Origin of the sequence: Bartonella sp. MR30HLJHH, assembly GCF_042194195.1 — a bacterium.
GTDB classification, from domain to species: domain Bacteria; phylum Pseudomonadota; class Alphaproteobacteria; order Rhizobiales; family Rhizobiaceae; genus Bartonella; species Bartonella grahamii.
This window is the reverse complement of record NZ_JBHIMO010000004.1, coordinates 76,335-93,531: the sequence shown is the minus strand read 5'-3', so window position 1 is coordinate 93,531 and position 17,197 is coordinate 76,335. Positions and strand designations below refer to the sequence as shown.

At 37.7% G+C, this 17,197-nt stretch carries 13 protein-coding genes; 6 read left to right on the top strand and 7 right to left on the bottom strand.

Annotated features, from left to right (window positions below):
* Positions 1 to 250 precede the first annotated feature (250 nt).
* The 3 genes from ACFIKR_RS04015 (at position 251) to mutT (ending at position 3,112) form a co-directional block, all read left to right on the top strand.
* Complete coding sequence (locus tag ACFIKR_RS04015) at positions 251 to 1,204, top strand: peptidylprolyl isomerase (protein WP_273787784.1); 954 nt, start codon at positions 251 to 253, stop codon at positions 1,202 to 1,204.
* Positions 1,205 to 1,335: 131 nt separating this feature from the next.
* Positions 1,336 to 2,568, top strand: a complete 1,233-nt coding sequence (gene argJ, locus ACFIKR_RS04010; RefSeq protein WP_375658929.1) for a bifunctional glutamate N-acetyltransferase/amino-acid acetyltransferase ArgJ — start codon at positions 1,336 to 1,338, stop codon at positions 2,566 to 2,568.
* Positions 2,569 to 2,698: 130 nt separating this feature from the next.
* Positions 2,699 to 3,112, top strand: a complete 414-nt coding sequence (gene mutT / locus ACFIKR_RS04005; protein WP_375658928.1) for an 8-oxo-dGTP diphosphatase MutT — start codon at positions 2,699 to 2,701, stop codon at positions 3,110 to 3,112.
* Positions 3,113 to 4,639: 1,527 nt separating this feature from the next.
* Here mutT and ACFIKR_RS04000 read toward each other — a convergent pair.
* From ACFIKR_RS04000 to ACFIKR_RS03985, 4 genes are all read right to left on the bottom strand, one after another.
* Positions 4,640 to 5,503: an NlpC/P60 family protein gene (locus ACFIKR_RS04000; RefSeq protein WP_375658927.1), complete on the bottom strand. Its 864-nt coding sequence runs from the start codon at positions 5,501 to 5,503 to the stop codon at positions 4,640 to 4,642.
* A 157-nt stretch (positions 5,504 to 5,660) separates the two neighbouring features.
* A complete protein-coding gene (locus ACFIKR_RS03995; protein ID WP_375658926.1) occupies positions 5,661 to 7,034 on the bottom strand; it encodes a M17 family metallopeptidase in 1,374 nt (457 codons plus the stop codon).
* Positions 7,035 to 7,047: 13 nt separating this feature from the next.
* Positions 7,048 to 8,046, bottom strand: coding sequence for a type I pantothenate kinase (coaA, locus tag ACFIKR_RS03990; protein ID WP_375658925.1), 999 nt, complete (start codon positions 8,044 to 8,046; stop codon positions 7,048 to 7,050).
* A 121-nt stretch (positions 8,047 to 8,167) separates the two neighbouring features.
* Positions 8,168 to 9,157 carry an asparaginase gene (locus tag ACFIKR_RS03985; protein WP_375658924.1) on the bottom strand — a complete coding sequence of 330 codons (990 nt, stop codon included), beginning with the start codon at positions 9,155 to 9,157 and terminating at the stop codon, positions 8,168 to 8,170.
* 218 nt (positions 9,158 to 9,375) lie between these two features.
* Between ACFIKR_RS03985 and hslV the strand changes: the two genes are divergently transcribed.
* Positions 9,376 to 9,957, top strand: coding sequence for an ATP-dependent protease subunit HslV (hslV, locus tag ACFIKR_RS03980; RefSeq protein WP_012754621.1), 582 nt, complete (start codon positions 9,376 to 9,378; stop codon positions 9,955 to 9,957).
* Positions 9,958 to 11,268: an ATP-dependent protease ATPase subunit HslU gene (gene hslU, locus ACFIKR_RS03975; RefSeq protein ID WP_375658923.1), complete on the top strand. Its 1,311-nt coding sequence runs from the start codon at positions 9,958 to 9,960 to the stop codon at positions 11,266 to 11,268. It abuts the gene before it with no gap.
* A gap of 18 nt (positions 11,269 to 11,286) precedes the next feature.
* Here the strand turns inward: hslU and ACFIKR_RS03970 are convergent, their stop codons facing one another.
* From ACFIKR_RS03970 to rpsO, 3 genes are all read right to left on the bottom strand, one after another.
* Complete coding sequence (locus ACFIKR_RS03970; RefSeq protein WP_375658922.1) at positions 11,287 to 12,282, bottom strand: class I SAM-dependent methyltransferase; 996 nt, start codon at positions 12,280 to 12,282, stop codon at positions 11,287 to 11,289.
* A 72-nt stretch (positions 12,283 to 12,354) separates the two neighbouring features.
* The gene (pnp, locus tag ACFIKR_RS03965; RefSeq protein WP_375658921.1) at positions 12,355 to 14,550 is read right to left on the bottom strand and encodes a polyribonucleotide nucleotidyltransferase; all 2,196 of its coding nucleotides are present in this window, start codon (positions 14,548 to 14,550) and stop codon (positions 12,355 to 12,357) included.
* A gap of 250 nt (positions 14,551 to 14,800) precedes the next feature.
* Entirely contained in the window at positions 14,801 to 15,070 is a 270-nt protein-coding gene (rpsO, locus tag ACFIKR_RS03960; RefSeq protein WP_375658920.1) for a 30S ribosomal protein S15, read from the bottom strand.
* 314 nt (positions 15,071 to 15,384) lie between these two features.
* Here rpsO and ACFIKR_RS03955 point away from each other — a divergent pair, with 314 nt between their 5' ends.
* The gene (locus ACFIKR_RS03955; RefSeq protein WP_375658919.1) at positions 15,385 to 17,013 is read left to right on the top strand and encodes an MFS transporter; all 1,629 of its coding nucleotides are present in this window, start codon (positions 15,385 to 15,387) and stop codon (positions 17,011 to 17,013) included.
* The last annotated feature ends 184 nt before the right edge of the window (positions 17,014 to 17,197 follow it).

Sequence of the window (17,197 nt, the reverse complement as noted above, 5' to 3'; positions counted from 1 at the left end):
TCTATGTCAACTTTAGGTACGCTATTTAACTGATACAATACAAAGTAATTTAAGATACAATATGTCATTTTTCTCTATTATCATGTTTTTCATCTGCATTAGATAGGATTGGAGCAACTCAGATAAAAGGACAATTTTATACTTTTTTAAAATAAAATTACTAATTTATTTCTCTATGTTTAAAGGTTAAAGTGTTATGGTAAAGAAAATTGGAATCTTGAACCTGCCTTCATTTTTAAGGAGTATATTTATGAAATTTAACTTTATCACGCTTTTTTTAGCATCAACTTTATTGGCAAGTACAAGTTTAGGGGTGAGAGCCCAAGAAGGTTTGAATTCATCGTCGAATGATTTAAAGACTTTGGAGAAAGCTTCTGAAAAAGCCGTTTCTCCTTCTCATGTTATGGCGGTTATTGATGGGAAAAATATTACAGCAGGCCAATTGGATGATTTAGCGCTTGAAATAAATCCTAATTTAGCACGTTTTCCTGATGAACAACGCCGTATGATGGTTCTAAAAGCTTATTTAGATATGCAGGCACTTGCAAAAGCAGCAAGAAGCAAAGGTCTTGATAAGACAGAAGCTTACGATAAACGTATGGCAGTCATGCGTGACAATGTTCTTCAACAGCTTTATTTTAAACAGGCGATTGTTGACAAAATATCGGATACTGATTTGGAAGCTCTTTATAAGCAAGAAGTCGCTGCTTTACCTAAAGAAGATGAGGTTAAAGCGCGTCATATTTTGGTCAAAACGAGAAAAGAAGCAGAAGCTATCATTAAGCATTTAAATAAAGGCGAAAATTTTGAAGAGATTGCAAAGAAAAGTTCAACAGATGGTTCTGCTGCCGTTGGGGGTGATCTTGGTTATTTTAGCCATGGTCAAATGGTCAAGCCTTTTGAAGATGCTGCATTTGGTTTGAAAATTGGCGAATACACTAAACAACCCGTTGAAAGTCCTTTTGGTTGGCATATTATTAAATTAGAAGATCGTCGTTTGAAACAACCTCCTGCATTTGATGATGTTAAAGAGATGTTGCGGACACAGCTGATAAAAAAGCGCTATCAAGAACTGATTGTTGATTTGCGTAGCAAGATGGATGTGAAGTACCCTGATCCTAATGTTACAAAAATCATGGAATCGCTTCATCAAAATGGGACGCTACTTCCCGATGAGACATCAGATGAAGAAGATACGGAATAGCTAGGAAAAATAAGTGGATAGCCTCTTTAATAGATAATTTGCTAGGTTAGTTTTGTTCAAAAAGCCTAGCAGTTTTCTATGAGAGGTTATTGATCTGCAATCATTTCATTTGTTTTTACAGAAAGCATATTGTGGTTTTGAAAATTTCTCCTTTATCGCCTCAAAAGATCCAGGAGCTTTCTCCCTTATCTGGGGTACGGATAGCAACAGCTGAAGCTGGGATTAAATATAAAGATCGTACAGATCTTCTTTTCATCATATTCGATAAGCCAGTGAGTGTGGCCGGTGTTTTTACCCGTTCAAAATGTCCATCTGCCCCTGTAGAGCATTGTCGTGCATCGCTTCCTCATGGGGTGGCGAGGGGTGTTGTTGTGAATTCTGGAAATGCAAATGCTTTTACAGGAAGCAAAGGAAAGCACACAACCAATGAAATCATCTGTGCAGCAGCGAACGCTTTAAAGGTTAGAGGAGATGAAATTTTTATAGCTTCTACAGGGGTTATTGGTGAGCCAATGGATGCATCGGGTATTGTCAATCTTTTACCAAGTATGGCAGAGACAGCAGAAGAGGGAAATTGGTTGGAAGCTGCAAAAGCCATAATGACAACGGACACATTTCCAAAACTTGCGACGCGCACTTTTGACTGTGGGGGAGAGAGTGTTACCATTCATGGAATTGCAAAAGGTGCTGGTATGATTGCACCCGATATGGCGACAATGCTGTCGTTTGTGGTTAGTGACGCTACTATTTCTTCGGATGTACTCCAATCCATGTTATCAGAGGCAGTTGAGGGTTCTTTCAATTCAATTACTGTTGATAGCGATACCTCAACTTCAGATACGCTTATGTTGTTTGCGACAGGAAAAGAACATTTCCCATGTCTTACAAGTAAATCTGATCTGCGTTATGGAGTTTTTGTGAAACAATTGAGTGCACTTTTGCATGAACTTGCACTACAAGTTGTTTGTGATGGCGAAGGTGCTCGTCATTTAATTGAGGTTAATGTGATGGGGGCTACAACAAACAATGCAGCTAAAACTATTGCTTTATCAATTGCAAATTCACCGCTCGTAAAAACGGCTATTGCTGGTGAAGATGCGAATTGGGGGCGGGTCGTTATGGCAGTTGGGAAGGCCGGTGTTGAAGTCGATCGTGATCTATTGACGATTTGGTTTGGTGAGCATCGTGTGGCCGTGAATGGCGTACGAGATCCTGAGTATTGTGAAGAGACAATAGGTACTTATATGCAAGGTAAGCACATCACAATTCGTGTTGATATCGGTTTGGGTAAGAGCACGGCGACGGTTTGGTCTTGCGATTTAACAAAAGAGTACATTATGATCAATAGTGATTACAGAAGTTAATGAATGAATGTACTCTCTATATTTAACTGCCGATTATTTTTTTAAGAAAATGAGATATGTGAGTTCTTTTTGAGGTAAGGGAATATACTAGAAAGAGACAGTTATCTTTATATTCTCATTGGAGAGTGATATGTGTATAAAAAGTTCCCTTCTTCTTGTTGTTGCATGTGCACTGTTAGATCAAAATAATCGTGTTTTGCTTACCAAGCGTCCTGAAGGAAAATCGCTGGCTGGTTTATGGGAGTTTCCTGGTGGAAAGGTTGAGCAAGATGAAACTCCAGAAATTTCATTGATTCGTGAACTAGAAGAAGAGCTTGGTGTGTATGTTCAGGCAAATAATTTATTACCTTTAACGTTTGCAAGCCATAGCTATGCAACATTTCACCTCTTGATGCCGTTGTATCTTTGTTATCATTATGAGGGAGTTGCGCAAGGACGAGAGGGGCAAAATTTAGAATGGGTTTTTGTTAATGATCTTGATAAATACCCTATGCCTGATGCTGATAAACCATTGGTTCAGGTATTGAAAAATCATCTTCTTTAATGTGTTATAAGAAGAAAATATTGTTTAAATATAATTCAATATATTGATTTAAAATGATAATTTATAATTTTTATGTTGAATGGAAAAGTCCAGAGTCGTAAATTTTTTTCATTTCAAATCTGTTTTATATTAAATTAACCAAAACCATTCTTTTGTACGTTCCAAGCGGGGAAAGTCATGTGGATAAAATTATTTAAGAAAGAAATAAAATACGTGCTGAAAGAACACTCTCCAGTAGCCAAAGGTCATCGTAACATTGATAATTGGCAAAGTGTATAATGATGCCTTTTCACGCTTATCATTGTGAGATGGGTTTGGATGCACTGAGAGATATCAGGAGTATTTATTTCATGAGATATCGATAATAGGAAAAATTTCAAAAATGCTTAAAAAAAGAACGCTTGTGTTTGTTGTTAGAGATTGTTTTACATGACCAAAAGCTTAATTATTATTGTAATACATAATTATATAATAACATATTTTTTATAACAATAAATTTCCTTTTATTTTTCTTGATGTTATACGATTTCTCAATCAAAAAAATGTTTAATAACGTACGAATAAAAAGAGTGGTATGTAATTTGAAAAACAATTTTAAAACAAATAAAACATATGGTTAATGAATTATTAAATATAAAATAAAAACATGAAAAGAAGACTTCTTAGGGAATTGTATTACTGTACCTTATATAGCATGAGAGATAAAGAAAAAATCCACCTAAATAAGTATATAAATGATAAATATAAATAACATGAGAAAGATATTATTTTTGTATATTTAAAAAATATAAAACTGAATGGAAAAAGAAATGATAGAGCTGCGTAATAATTTCTATTTTCATTTTTTTTGAAAAGAAAACGCTTATTTCTCTATTGGTTTGTAATAAAGGTATTTTAAACAGTGAAATATGATAATATAAAGCATTCTGATTCAAGTTATGTAATACGATTTATGATTGACGATATGATATTTTAATGAATGTTATTCAGTAAGCCGGTTGATGAGTTTTCTCAGTATTTAAAGATAGGCAAATATTAATGAAGATTTCTAAATGAATATGAACTTTAAGAAAAGATCAAAAAATATCGCTTTTGATTAAGCGGGGCACATTCTTTACCTAATACAGAGCGGCATTGTGTTGCATATTCACGAGTTTGTTTAAAAGAGGTATCTCGCAACGCTCCAAAGCCCCCATGGAAGTAATGTAAAACCTATAGAGCGCCACTATCTTTACGCTTATGAAGGAGTAAGCTGGTCCCAATGTTTTACGATAGGTCTTGGCATTTAAGAGCTTCAGAAGGGATATTTTTTCTTTTCGTAATCATTTTTACTTATACATTAAATTCCGTTTGTGATGAACAAGCAAGAGATTTTGATTGCTTCAACATAAAAACAGATTTGAAATTAGAGAATTTTACGATATTTAGGATTCTTGACACAGAATGAAAGATGGATAATTATCCTTATAAATCAATTTATTATATAACAAAAACATTCAATTAATTATTTTTTATAGGAGGCATGTATTAAGTTTCTTGCATTGGACGACGTTTTGCGATGGGATATTGATTTTTTTTAGCGATACGCGTAATTGCCTCTCTCAATGGCTCGATCATAACGTCCATGGAAAAACCATTTGCATGAATAATATTTTCATGATCAATCATAATAGCAACATGATCTTTCCAAAAAATTAAATCGCCTCGTTGAAGTTTATCAGTATCTGTAAGAGGACTGCCGATAGTTTCTTGCTGCATATCGGTGTCACGTAAAACTATTTGATCAGTCATCATCATAGAGAGTTGAATGAGTCCCGAACAATCAATTCCAAAACCGCTGACACCACCCCAAAGATAAGGTGTACGGATAAAGGTTTCTGCAACTGTGACATAATCTTCGTATACACGTCCAATGGGGCTGAGATGGCTCGTAATGATTGCTGTTCCATTTTCAAGAATAGAATACATTGTGTCACGGACTTCAATTTCATCAACAACACTGACTTTGCTTCCCATAGATAACGGAGACACTATTGGTCCACGTAAGTCAGCGTGTAAATATTTGAATGTACGTGGGACTGAAACTATATGCGTTTGTTTTATAGTTGATGTACAAAGAGCTGTTGTATCAATATAACCAACATAACCATCTTTGAGTGATTGCCCCCATGACATCGTTTCCCCTTGTTCAAAAATGAGAAGTTCTTCTCCCAATAAGCATTCTGTTTGTCTTTCACTTTTTTTACTATTTTCTTTAAAAAGTCCAGCGACCGCCGTATTAACACGTTTTTTTTCACCTTGAACAAAGCGCTGGGCTGTAATTTCTGTTTCAAGACGCTGATCTGCTAGATCATCTCTGAATGCATAAAGCCTTGGGTCTTTAGAGATCATCTTTTTGCTTCCATTTTATTACTTCTTACTTTTAAACAAACTCATGAAAACTCTATTGGTAAAGTTTTTATCCTCAAACAAAACTAAGAACACAGTTTAAGACGATTGCAATTATTCTTTAAGATGCACAATTATCTATCTTTGTGGATATTGTGTGTCAAACTTCATTTTTAAAAATATTATAAAGGGCACGAATAGTTTGTGCTGATCCACCAATAGGGTATCCTGGTTTTTCTTTTGGAACCCATCCATAAAGATCAAAATGCGCAAAATGTTCAGCTTTTTCAACAAAAGAATTAAGAAATAAAGCAGCCGTTATAGAGCCAGCAAAGCTATTTCCAGTTATATTATTAAGATCAGCAATTGGTGATGATAACATCTCTTGGTAAGGTTTCCAAAGGGGCATTTGCCAAAGAGGATCAAAAACAGCGTGAGCAGATTCAGAGATTTGTTGTGCCCATATTGAATCATTGCAATAAAATGCGGGGAGATCTGGTCCTAATGCTATACGCGCTGCCCCTGTTAAAGTAGCCATACAAAGCATGAATTGTGGACTTTCTTCATCACCATAGGCGAGCGCATCGGCAAGGACAAGTCGCCCTTCAGCATCTGTATTACCTACTTCAACACTTAAGCCTTTACGACTTTTGAGAATATCACCTGGTCGGTAAGCATTCGCAGAAATTGCATTTTCTACAGCTGGAATCAAAACACGTAGACGGAAAGGCAATTTGGCATCCATGATAAGTTTAGCCAATCCCAAAACGTTTGCTCCACCCCCCATGTCTTTTTTCATAAGCAACATGTTATTGGCTGATTTAATATCGAGTCCTCCCGTATCAAAAGTTACCCCTTTGCCTACCAACGTTATTTTAGGATGATGTTCTTGCCCCCAGTGTAACTCAATCAGTCGCGGTGCAGTACTGCCTGCTCGTCCTACGGCATGAATCATCGGAAAGTTATGGGTTAAGAGATCATCTCCACAAATACTTTGGACATGAGCACCGTAGGTTTTTCCTAGTTTTCGTGCTTCTTTTTCGAGAGCATCAGGGGTCATATCATTGGCTGGAATATTGATGAGATCACGGACGAAAAAGACAGCTTCATAAATTCGTTGGAGTTCATTAAGATCAACGGCCTCATTGACATGGAAGGACAATGATTTGAAAGAAGAATTTTGACGATAGCGATTAAATTGATAGCTACCGAATGCTAATCCAAGATAGGCATTTATTTCATCAGAGGTTGTACCTTCTAAATGCCATTGACCAGCAGGAAGTTTTTGAGCAAGCAGTCCTGTGATAAAGGGATCGTTCCCATTGCCAATTCCAAATAAAACTTTTTTTAAATGCCCTGTTTCGTGAGGAACAAAGAGGATTTGTCCTGCTTTACCAGTAAAGTCATTAACTTTTATCCATGCTGTTGTTGACGCATCAAGTGATAAGTTGGCAAGAGTTCTTTGGTTTACTAAGATGATAGGGCAACTGTTATCGATACGCGTTGAGGTAAAATGAATGTGATAGTGCTGCATAGTTATGAGATCCTTATAGTCGTCTAAGTGCGACATACTCGACCAAATGATTTTTTCCTTTTCGTAGAATGAGATTGGATCGCGGTCGTGTTGGCAATATATTTTCTTGTAAATTTTTTAAATTAATTGTTTGCCAAAGATCCTCAGCGATTTTTGAAGCTTCTTTTTCACTGAGCAGGGCATAACGATGAAAATAGGATTCAGGATTTTGAAAAGCTGTTTTACGCAAACGTTTAAAGCGCTCCAAATACCAGTGACGAATGACTTCTGTTTCGGCATCGACATAGATTGAAAAATCAAAAAAATCTGATACGAAAGGAATAGCTTTCCCATCTTTAGGAAGATCACTGACCTGTAATACATTAATACCTTCAACAATTAAAATATCAGGACGATCAATGGTAATTGTCTGATTTTCTAGAACATCATAGGTCATATGTGAGTAAAGCGGGGCACGGACATTTCCGATACCTGCTTTTATAGCCGAAAGAAAGCACAGCAGTTTTTTAATGTCATAGGAATCAGGAAATCCTTTACGATTCATACGATTTTTTTGCTGTAAGATTGCATTAGGATAGAGAAAACCATCCGTTGTGATCAGATCAACTTTAAGACTAGATGCCCATCGTTTCAACAGTTCTTGAAGAATGCGAGCCGTGGTTGATTTTCCTACTGCTACAGAACCAGCAATTCCAATAATAAAGGGCGTTTTTCTACTCTCTTCTTGATGGAGAAATTGCTGACGTTTGTGAAAAAGTTCCTGTACTGCTTCAACATGGCATGATAATAGACGCGATAAAGAAAGATAAATGCGTTGGACTTCTTTAAGATCGATAGGATCATCAATAGAGCGCAAACGCTTAATTTCATCAAAAGTCAAAGTAAGAGGTGTGTCTGCACGAAACTCTGACCATTCTTGTGCAGTAAAAACACGATAGGGTGAATATCGGTCAGAAACGCATTTGACCAGATTATCTTCCTGATTAATTTTTTGTATAATCGTATCAATCATTTGTATTGGTCGAGAATTTTTTGCCGCAGCAATCGATTAAAAGTGGACAGATGAGCGGCTTGATTTTCAAATAAATTTTGTTTTGCATGCTCTCTTCTTTAAGATAATAGATCATTTTTCATTAACTTATAGTCCAGTCATTCCAGTTTGCACGGATTTGTGCTAATGAGTGCCCTTGCGCTAAAAAAGCCCATAAAAGTAGACGCGCTTTTACGGCTGATAAATAACCAGACATGAGAGCACCAGAAGCAATCATATCGATTTCTGAGCCTTTATAGCCATAAGTTATACGAGTTGTTGAGCCATTACAACAACGACTAGCAATAATGATTGGTATTTTTTGTGCATATTGTTGTACAAGGTCTGCTTCTTGAAAACTACAGTGTCCTGCACCAAAACCAGCAATAACAACTCCAGCATAATACCCACTTTCAAGGCATAGTTTCATTAATTGTGCATCAGATGATAAAGAGGAATAGAGGAGTGCAATTTGATGATTGTGGTTTTGGGGAAGATCAAACGTTGTCGGAAAAAGCTTTTGATCATTGAAATAAATAAGTTTTCCCTCTAAAATAGTTCCTAAAATACCTGCAAGACCTGATTGAAATGTTTCGATTTTGACGGTATGGCTTTTATAGAGCCAATAAGGTGAATGAATTGTATCATTTATGACAACAAGAACGCCCCTATTACGACTTTGTGGGGCTGCTGCGACACGAGTGGCTGCTAAAATATTGGCGGGGCCGTCTGCGCCTGCTTCATGAGGCATGCGCATAGCGCCGGTTATGATGAGTGGTTCAGCTTCCTTCCAATAAAGAGAAAGAAAAAAAGCTGTTTCTTCCAGAGTATCAGTTCCTTGTGTTAAAACAATACCTTCTGCACCAGCATTTATTTGTTGTTTTGCCCACTCGATTATTTCAAAAAGAATTTGAAACGATAAAGATCCACTTGGTATTTGCATTAATGTTTGTGCATGAATATCAGCAACGTTATTTAAATCAGGAACACTTTTTATGAGGTTATCTGAAGTTAAAGTCGGTTGCATGTGACCAAAACGATCAGCAGTCATTGCAATTGTTCCACCTAAGGTCCCTATGGCTATTTTTTTCATAATTTTCCTCTAAAAGGCACAAACTGTTTATATAAAGCTATTTAGCAGTAATTTACATTGACAACAATGATATCATTTTTCCATTTTCAACAAATTGAGTTATGCTGAATCATTGTGTTTTGCTGTGTATGTTCTTAAATAGGACAATAGTAGTTGAGTTTTACATTGTATGAAAAAATCAATATTAAAAAGTAAAGTTAATATTAAGGAGTCTCCTTATGACAGAACATAAGCCAGACATAATGTATGGTACAACAATTATTACGGTACGAAAAGGTGGAAAAGTTGTGATGGCCGGTGATGGTCAGGTCTCTCTTGGGCAGACAATTATGAAAGGTAATGCACGTAAAGTGCGTCGTCTTGGAAAGAACGGAGTGGTGATTGCTGGTTTTGCAGGTGCTACAGCAGATGCTTTCACATTACTGGAAAGATTGGAAACAAAGCTTGAGCAATATCCTGATCAGCTTATGCGTGCATGTGTAGAACTTGCAAAAGATTGGCGAACAGACCGCTATTTGCGTCGTCTCGAAGCAATGATGCTCGTGGCTGATAAGAAAGTAACTTTGGCTCTAACAGGGCTTGGTGATGTTTTAGAACCAGAAGATGGGGTTATGGCAATTGGCTCTGGAGGAAATTTTGCTCTTTCAGCAGCGCGTGCACTCATGGACTTGGATTTGGATGCAGAAACTATTGCTCGTAAAGCTATGGCTATTGCCGCTAAAATTTGTGTTTACACCAATGATCATTTTACAATTGAAACATTGGATGCAGAATTATCTTCTTTAGAGAAAGCTATTTAAATGTGTGTTGTATTTTCCCCTCGTGAGACTGTTTCTGAACTTGATCGTTTTATTATTGGCCAAAATGATGCCAAACGCTCCGTAGCTATCGCACTGCGCAATCGGTGGCGTAGACAACAGCTTGATGAGCCGATGCGTGAAGAAGTTATGCCAAAAAATATTTTAATGATAGGGCCAACAGGTGTTGGTAAAACTGGCATTGCGCGTCGATTAGCAAAACTTTCTGGAGCACCCTTTGTTAAAGTAGAAGCGACTAAATTTACTGAAGTTGGTTATGTGGGACGTGATGTTGAGCAAATTATTCGAGATCTTGTTGAAATTGCCATTTCTCTTGTGCGTGAAAAGAAACGGGATGAAATAAAAGAAAAGGCTCACGTGAATGCTGAAGAGCGCGTTTTAGACGCCCTTGTTGGTAAAACAGCCAGTCCCGCTACCCGTGATAGTTTTCGCAAAAAATTGCGTGAAGGTGAATTGGATGAGAAAGAGATTGAAATTGAAGTCGCTGATAATAATAGCAATAGTGCTTCAACCTTTGATATTCCTGGTATGCCTGGGGCACAAATGGGTATTATGAATTTATCAGATATTTTGGGCAAAATGGGCAGTCGTACAAAAGTCCGTAAGACGACAGTAAGGGATGCTTTTAAGCCGCTTATTGATGATGAATCTGAAAAACTCCTTGATCAGGATCACATTATTCAAGAAGCGCTTCGTGTTGCTGAAAATGACGGGATTGTTTTTATTGACGAGATTGATAAAATTGCAACTAGGGATGGTGGAGCCAGTGCTGCCGTTTCGCGTGAGGGCGTTCAACGTGATCTTTTACCTTTGGTTGAAGGAACAACGGTTAGTACAAAATATGGGCAAATCAAAACAGATCATATTCTTTTTATTGCCTCAGGTGCATTCCATGTTTCTAAGCCATCTGATCTATTACCGGAACTTCAAGGACGTTTGCCCATCCGTGTGGAGCTTAACCCTTTAACAAGAGAAGATTTACGGCGCATTCTAACGGAACCAGAAGCTAGTTTGATTAAACAATATATTGCTCTTATGGCAACAGAAGAGGTTCATTTGGAAATTACCGATGATGCAATTGATGCTTTAGCAGATATTGCTGTAGATTTAAATGCAAGGATTGAAAATATAGGGGCACGTCGTTTGCAAACAGTGATGGAGCGCGTTTTGGATGAAATTTCTTTCACAGCACCTGATAAAGCTGGAACATCGTTTACAATTGATGCCGCTTATGTGAGAAAATCTATTGGTGAGCTTGCTGCTGATATCGATCTTTCACGTTTTATTCTTTAGAGTTATCGCTTGTTTCCTTTATCTGCGCGCTTCGATAATTTTGAAACCATGGGCTTGTTCATGTATCAATACTGTGCGGAAAATATTTTTTAATAATGTTTCATAAGGCAGGTGGCGGTTTGCAACAAAAAGCAGACGGCCGCTTGGTTTTAGGCACTTTGCAGCATTTATAATAAAATTTTTTCCTAATGAAACATCTGTCGTTTGTTGTGTGTGAAACGGTGGGTTTGAAATGATTGTGTCATACAGATTTGTGATAGGTTCATGCACAAGGTCGTGCCAATAAAAATGAATCGGGCAAGAAGTTGTTATAGATTCAAGGTGCTGTTTTGCTGCTCTCAAAGCGTTGTAGTCTGCTTCATAAAGGTCGAGAGCGGTGAGTTTTTCACTTCTTTCAAGTGCAACGTGAGAAAGATAGCCCCATCCAGCACCAAAATCAGCCGTTTTTCCAGAAATAACTTTAAGCATATAAGAAGCAAGCGCAGCAGATCCTGGATCAATACGTCCGTGCGAGAACATACCAGAAGTGGTTTGAAATTTACCAAAAGTGAGCGGTGGTGAGCGCAATTGTGCAATGTTATGTCTCTCAATTTGTTGAGGAACTTGCAACCAAAATACAAGACCATGATTTTTAGACAATTTGTTGGTGACGGGAACAATTGTTTTGACCCACTTCATTATTGAAGCAGCACCAGCAGTTTTATTTCCACTGATTACAATCCATCCATTGGGTTTAACGCATTCTAATAAATCAAGAAAACAATTTTGGTTAAAACCACGATATTTGCTCAAATGTAAAAATGCACCATCATAGCTGAAGGTTTTATCTATTTGAGGAGAGCAGTGAAATTGAGTATCGACAAATTTTAAAAAATCTGGTCGCCAAGGCGTAATAACTTTTAAATTCTGTGCCCACTCTGAAGCTGGGATTTCTGTTAAACCGAAACTTAGCCAAAATTGGTTTGGAGCAGGATACGGGAGTTCATGATTTTCAAAAGGCAAAAATAATAGCACATATGACTCTTTCAAAGAAAAATGCCACTCCAATGTTGGGATGGCATTTCATGATACGATAAGAGGAAAAATTTACTCTTCTTTTTTCTTACGGCGGCGCTTATTTTCAGGTTGTTTTTTTTCATCCACGCATTTTTCTTCATTCATCGCTTTATCACCGGTGATTTCTTTTCCGGTTTTTTGATCAACAACCTTCATTGATAACCGAACTTTTCCACGCTCATCAAAGCCCATTAATTTAACCCAAACTTTGTCACCTTCCTTCACAATATCGGTTGTTTTGGTGACGCGTTCTGATGCAAGCTGAGAGATATGAACGAGTCCATCACGAGAACCAAAGAAGTTTATAAATGCACCAAATTCTGCAGTTTTTACAACTGTTCCTTGGTAGATAGCACCAACTTCAGGCTCATCGACAATAGAATGGATCCAGCGTTTTGCTGCTTCAATGGTTTTAGCATCAGCAGAAGCAATTTTAATGGTACCATCATCTTCAATATTAATTTTTGCTCCAGTTTGTTCCACGATTTCCCGAATAACTTTACCACCAGAGCCGATAACATCACGGATTTTATCGACAGAAATATTCATAACTTCGATTCGTGGAGAAAATTCACTCAGCTCAGCACGTGCACTGGTTAAAGCTTTCGCCATCTCATTGAGGATATGGATTCGTCCACCTTTGGCTTGTTCAAGCGCGATTTTCATAATCTCTTCGGTAATACCATCAATTTTGATATCCATTTGCAAGGCAGTAATACCATTTTCTGTTCCTGCGACTTTAAAATCCATATCTCCAAGATGATCTTCATCCCCTAAAATATCAGATAGAACAGCAAAGCGTTCTCCTTCTTTAATCAAGCCCATAGCAATACCAGCAACAGGGCGTGCTAGAGGAACGCCGGCATCCATGAGAGCAAGTGAGGTCCCACAAACCGTTGCCATAGAAGAAGATCCATTGGATTCAGTGATTTCTGAGACAGCACGAATAGTATAAGGAAAAGATTCTTTCGTTGGCAACATGGGGTGAATTGCTCGCCATGCCAATTTGCCATGTCCAATTTCACGACGACCAGGAGAACCAAGACGTCCCGTTTCACCCACTGAAAATGGTGGAAAATTGTAATGGAGAAGGAATGTTTCCTTATACATTCCCGTTAAGGAATCAACATATTGTTCATCTTCACCAGTTCCTAGTGTTGCAACGACAATAGCTTGCGTCTCTCCGCGGGTAAAGAGTGCTGATCCATGTGTGCGGGGTAAAATACTTACTTCTGATTGGATAGGGCGCACGGTAGAAAGAGTGCGTCCATCAATCCGCTTTTGGGTATCAAGAATATTCCCGCGAACAATTTTTGCTTGCAACTGTTTAAATACGGTTGCAATTTGGTCTGTACTAAACTTACAGTCTTCTTCTGTTTCCGGCATAAATTTATTGAGGATTTCTGTCTTTAGTGCATCAATTGCAGCATAACGTTCTTGCTTATCGGTAATTGTGTAAGCCTTTCGTATATCCAGTTCTGCCATTTTCTGCATTGCTTTTTCAAGTTTAGAAAGATCTTCAGGAACAAAATCACGAGGATCTTTTGCAGCAACTTCAGCAAGCTTTATAATGGCATCAAGGACAGGTTGAAGGCCTTTGTGACCAAACATCACAGCACCCAACATGATATCTTCCGGTAATTCTTGTGCTTCTGATTCAACCATCAAAACAGCACTTTCTGTTCCAGCAACAACAAGATCAAGTTTTGATTCAGGCATTTCATCGATATGAGGATTGAGAACATATTGTCCATTACAATAGCCAACACGGGCACCAGCTATAGGCCCCATGAAAGGAACACCTGACAGGGTCAATGCAGCAGAAGATGCAATCATCGCAAGGATATCGGGATTATTTTCGAGATCATGCTGTATAACGGAAACAATCACTTGCGTATCATTTTTATATCCTTCAACGAAAAGGGGACGAATTGGGCGATCAATCAAACGTGAAACCAAAGTTTCATTTTCACTTGGTCGACTTTCACGTTTTAAATAGCCCCCAGGTATTCTACCAACAGCATAGGATTTTTCTTGATAATTAACAGTGAGTGGAAAAAAATCCTGGTCTGGTTTTGAACTTTTGGCTGATACAACGGTTGCTAAGACAATAGTTTCTCCATAGGTAGCAATCACTGCACCATCAGCTTGACGTGCTATTTTCCCTGTTTCAAGGGTGAGAGGACGCCCAGCCCATTCAATTTCTATCTTGTGCGTTTTGAACATTTTTTATCCTTAATGACCAGTGTTTAAATCTTTGATTGCTCACATTCTGGTTTTGCGTAGCATATTTTCAAGCTCTGGGGTGGACAACATACTTTTTATCTTTGTTACGAGAAGAGAGAAGTAAACTGCCTTAAATGCAAAACGATAAGCAGTCCTATCCCATAATAACTTGTCAGTTTTTAAATTTTTTAATTAAAAGCAACACGTTGAAAAAATGGGTGTTTTTTTAAACACCACCACCATTTTTCTTTTAGCGACGCAAACCTAACTTCTTGATAAGTGTTTGATAACGATTTTGGTCAACTCCTTTAAGATAATCAAGAAGGCGCCGGCGTTGAGACACCATCTTCAAAAGACCACGACGAGAATGATTATCCTTTTTGTGAAATTTAAAGTGGTTTGTTAAATTAGAAATACGTTCAGAAAGTACAGCAATCTGTACTTCCGGTGATCCTGTATCACCAACTTTATTTGCGTATTCTGCGACAAGAGCTTGTTTACGTTCAGCTGTAATCGACATCGTATTATCCTTTCCAAAAACGAAGAAACATAAAGTCACCCATAGCCGAGATGTCGTTCAGCAAGGGTCTGTGAGAAAACAAGAAGAGTCGAAGACTCTTACCTATTTTCGTCCTTATATAGGAAAGAAGGTTAAAATACTAGTCCTTGACAGCATTTTGAAGTCTTTCTTTAAATAAAAGCCTTTGTTTTGCAATATTGATTTAAATGGAGTTTTATGAGAAGTTTTTTAAAGAATTATGCATCCTTTTGATACAAAGATTATGAGCGTGTGTGTGGTAACAAAGATGATAAATACCGATTTGGAGGAAAAAGATGCAGAGCATTTCAACATTAAAACTTTTTCGTAATTCGGTATTTCGAAATTTATGGTCATCTACTCTTATTTCTAATTTAGGGGGGCTGATACAGGCTGTTGGGGCAGGGTGGTTAATGGCGTTGATCAGTTCTTCGCATTCCATGGTTGGGCTTGTTCAAAGTGCCACAACATTACCACTTGTTATGTTTTCTTTGATGGCTGGGGCATTAGCTGATAATTTTAATCGGCGTCAAATTATGTTGTGTGCGCAGATTATGATGATGGTCATATCCATGAGTTTATTTGTTTTAGCCTATATGGGATTTCTAACACCTTGGCTTTTGTTATGTTTTACGTTTTTGATTGGATGTGGCACAGCTTTTTATAATCCTTCTTGGCAAGCAACGATAGGAGATATTGTGAGCAGGAAAAATATTCCTGCTGCTGTTAGTCTGAATAGTGTCGGCTTTAATTTGATGCGGAGTGTTGGTCCTGCTATTGGTGGTGCCATCATTGCAACTTTGGGGGCATCTGCTGCTTTTTTGTTTAATGCTATAAGCTATATTCCTCTTATCGGTGCGTTATTTTTCTGGAAGTCGAATTATGAAAAAAACTCATTGCCACGAGAAAGGCTGTTAGGAGCTGTCTCAGATGGTTTGCGTTATGTTGCGATGTCACCTAATCTCCTGAGTATTATGGTCCGAGCGTTCCTGTTTGGTATAGGAGCAATTTCTATTTTAGCACTTTTGCCAATTGTTGCGCATAAAGTTCTTGAAGGAAGTGCCCTTCTTTATGGTACATTGCTCGGTTGTTTTGGGTTAGGAGCCATGACCGCAGGTATTATTAATGCAGTTGTACGGCATCATTTTCGTTCAGAAACAATTATTGCAAGTGCATTTATTGGTTTCGCCTTTTCTTGCTTTTTATTGGGAATCAGCCGTTCACTAATTATAAGCCATATTGCTTTATTTCCTGCAGGTTTATGTTGGGTTTTGGCATTATCATTGTTTAATACATCTGTACAACTCTCTACACCACGCTGGGTTGTTGCACGTTCTTTAGCGCTTTATCAAACGGCGTCTTATGGGGGGATGGCTATTGGAAGTGCAATCTGGGGAGGTTTAGCTGATGGTTATTCTCCAACAATTGCTTTAAGTGTTTGTTCTCTATTCTTGATTTTTGGTGCTCTTGCGGGGGTAAAATTTAGAATTCAAGAAATTCCTCAGATAGATTTAAATCCTCTTGATCATTTTAGAGAGCCGGAATTATTACTCGACCTCAAAGCAAGAAGTGGCCCGATCATGATAATGATTGATTATCAAATTCATGAAAATGATCTCGAAGAGTTTCTCAAAGTGATGACGCGTCGACGCCATATTCGGTTACGTGATGGTGCACGTCAGTGGGTCCTTTTACGAGATCTTGAAAGACCTGAATATTGGACAGAGGCTTATCATATGCCAACATGGGTAGATTATTTGCGCCATAATCATCGTCGTACAAAAGCGGATGCAGAAGTTAATAAGCGTTTGCGTCATTTAAATTGTGCTCCTAACGGCATAAGAGTGCATCGTATGATTGAACGCCAAACAATACCCCAAGCCAATGAGATGCTTTTAAAAGTCTCCTCTGATCATCTCCCTTAGGGTTAAAACAGTTTTTGTAAAATATTAAATACGTTAATATTATTTTGATCGATTTGTTAGCATAATCATAACAAAAATTACTGCTTAAATAGTTAACAAATTGATTTATAATGATTATTTGTCATTTTCATGTTGAGTGATAGTCCTAAAAATCTTAAGCTTTCTCGTTTCAAATCTATTTAGA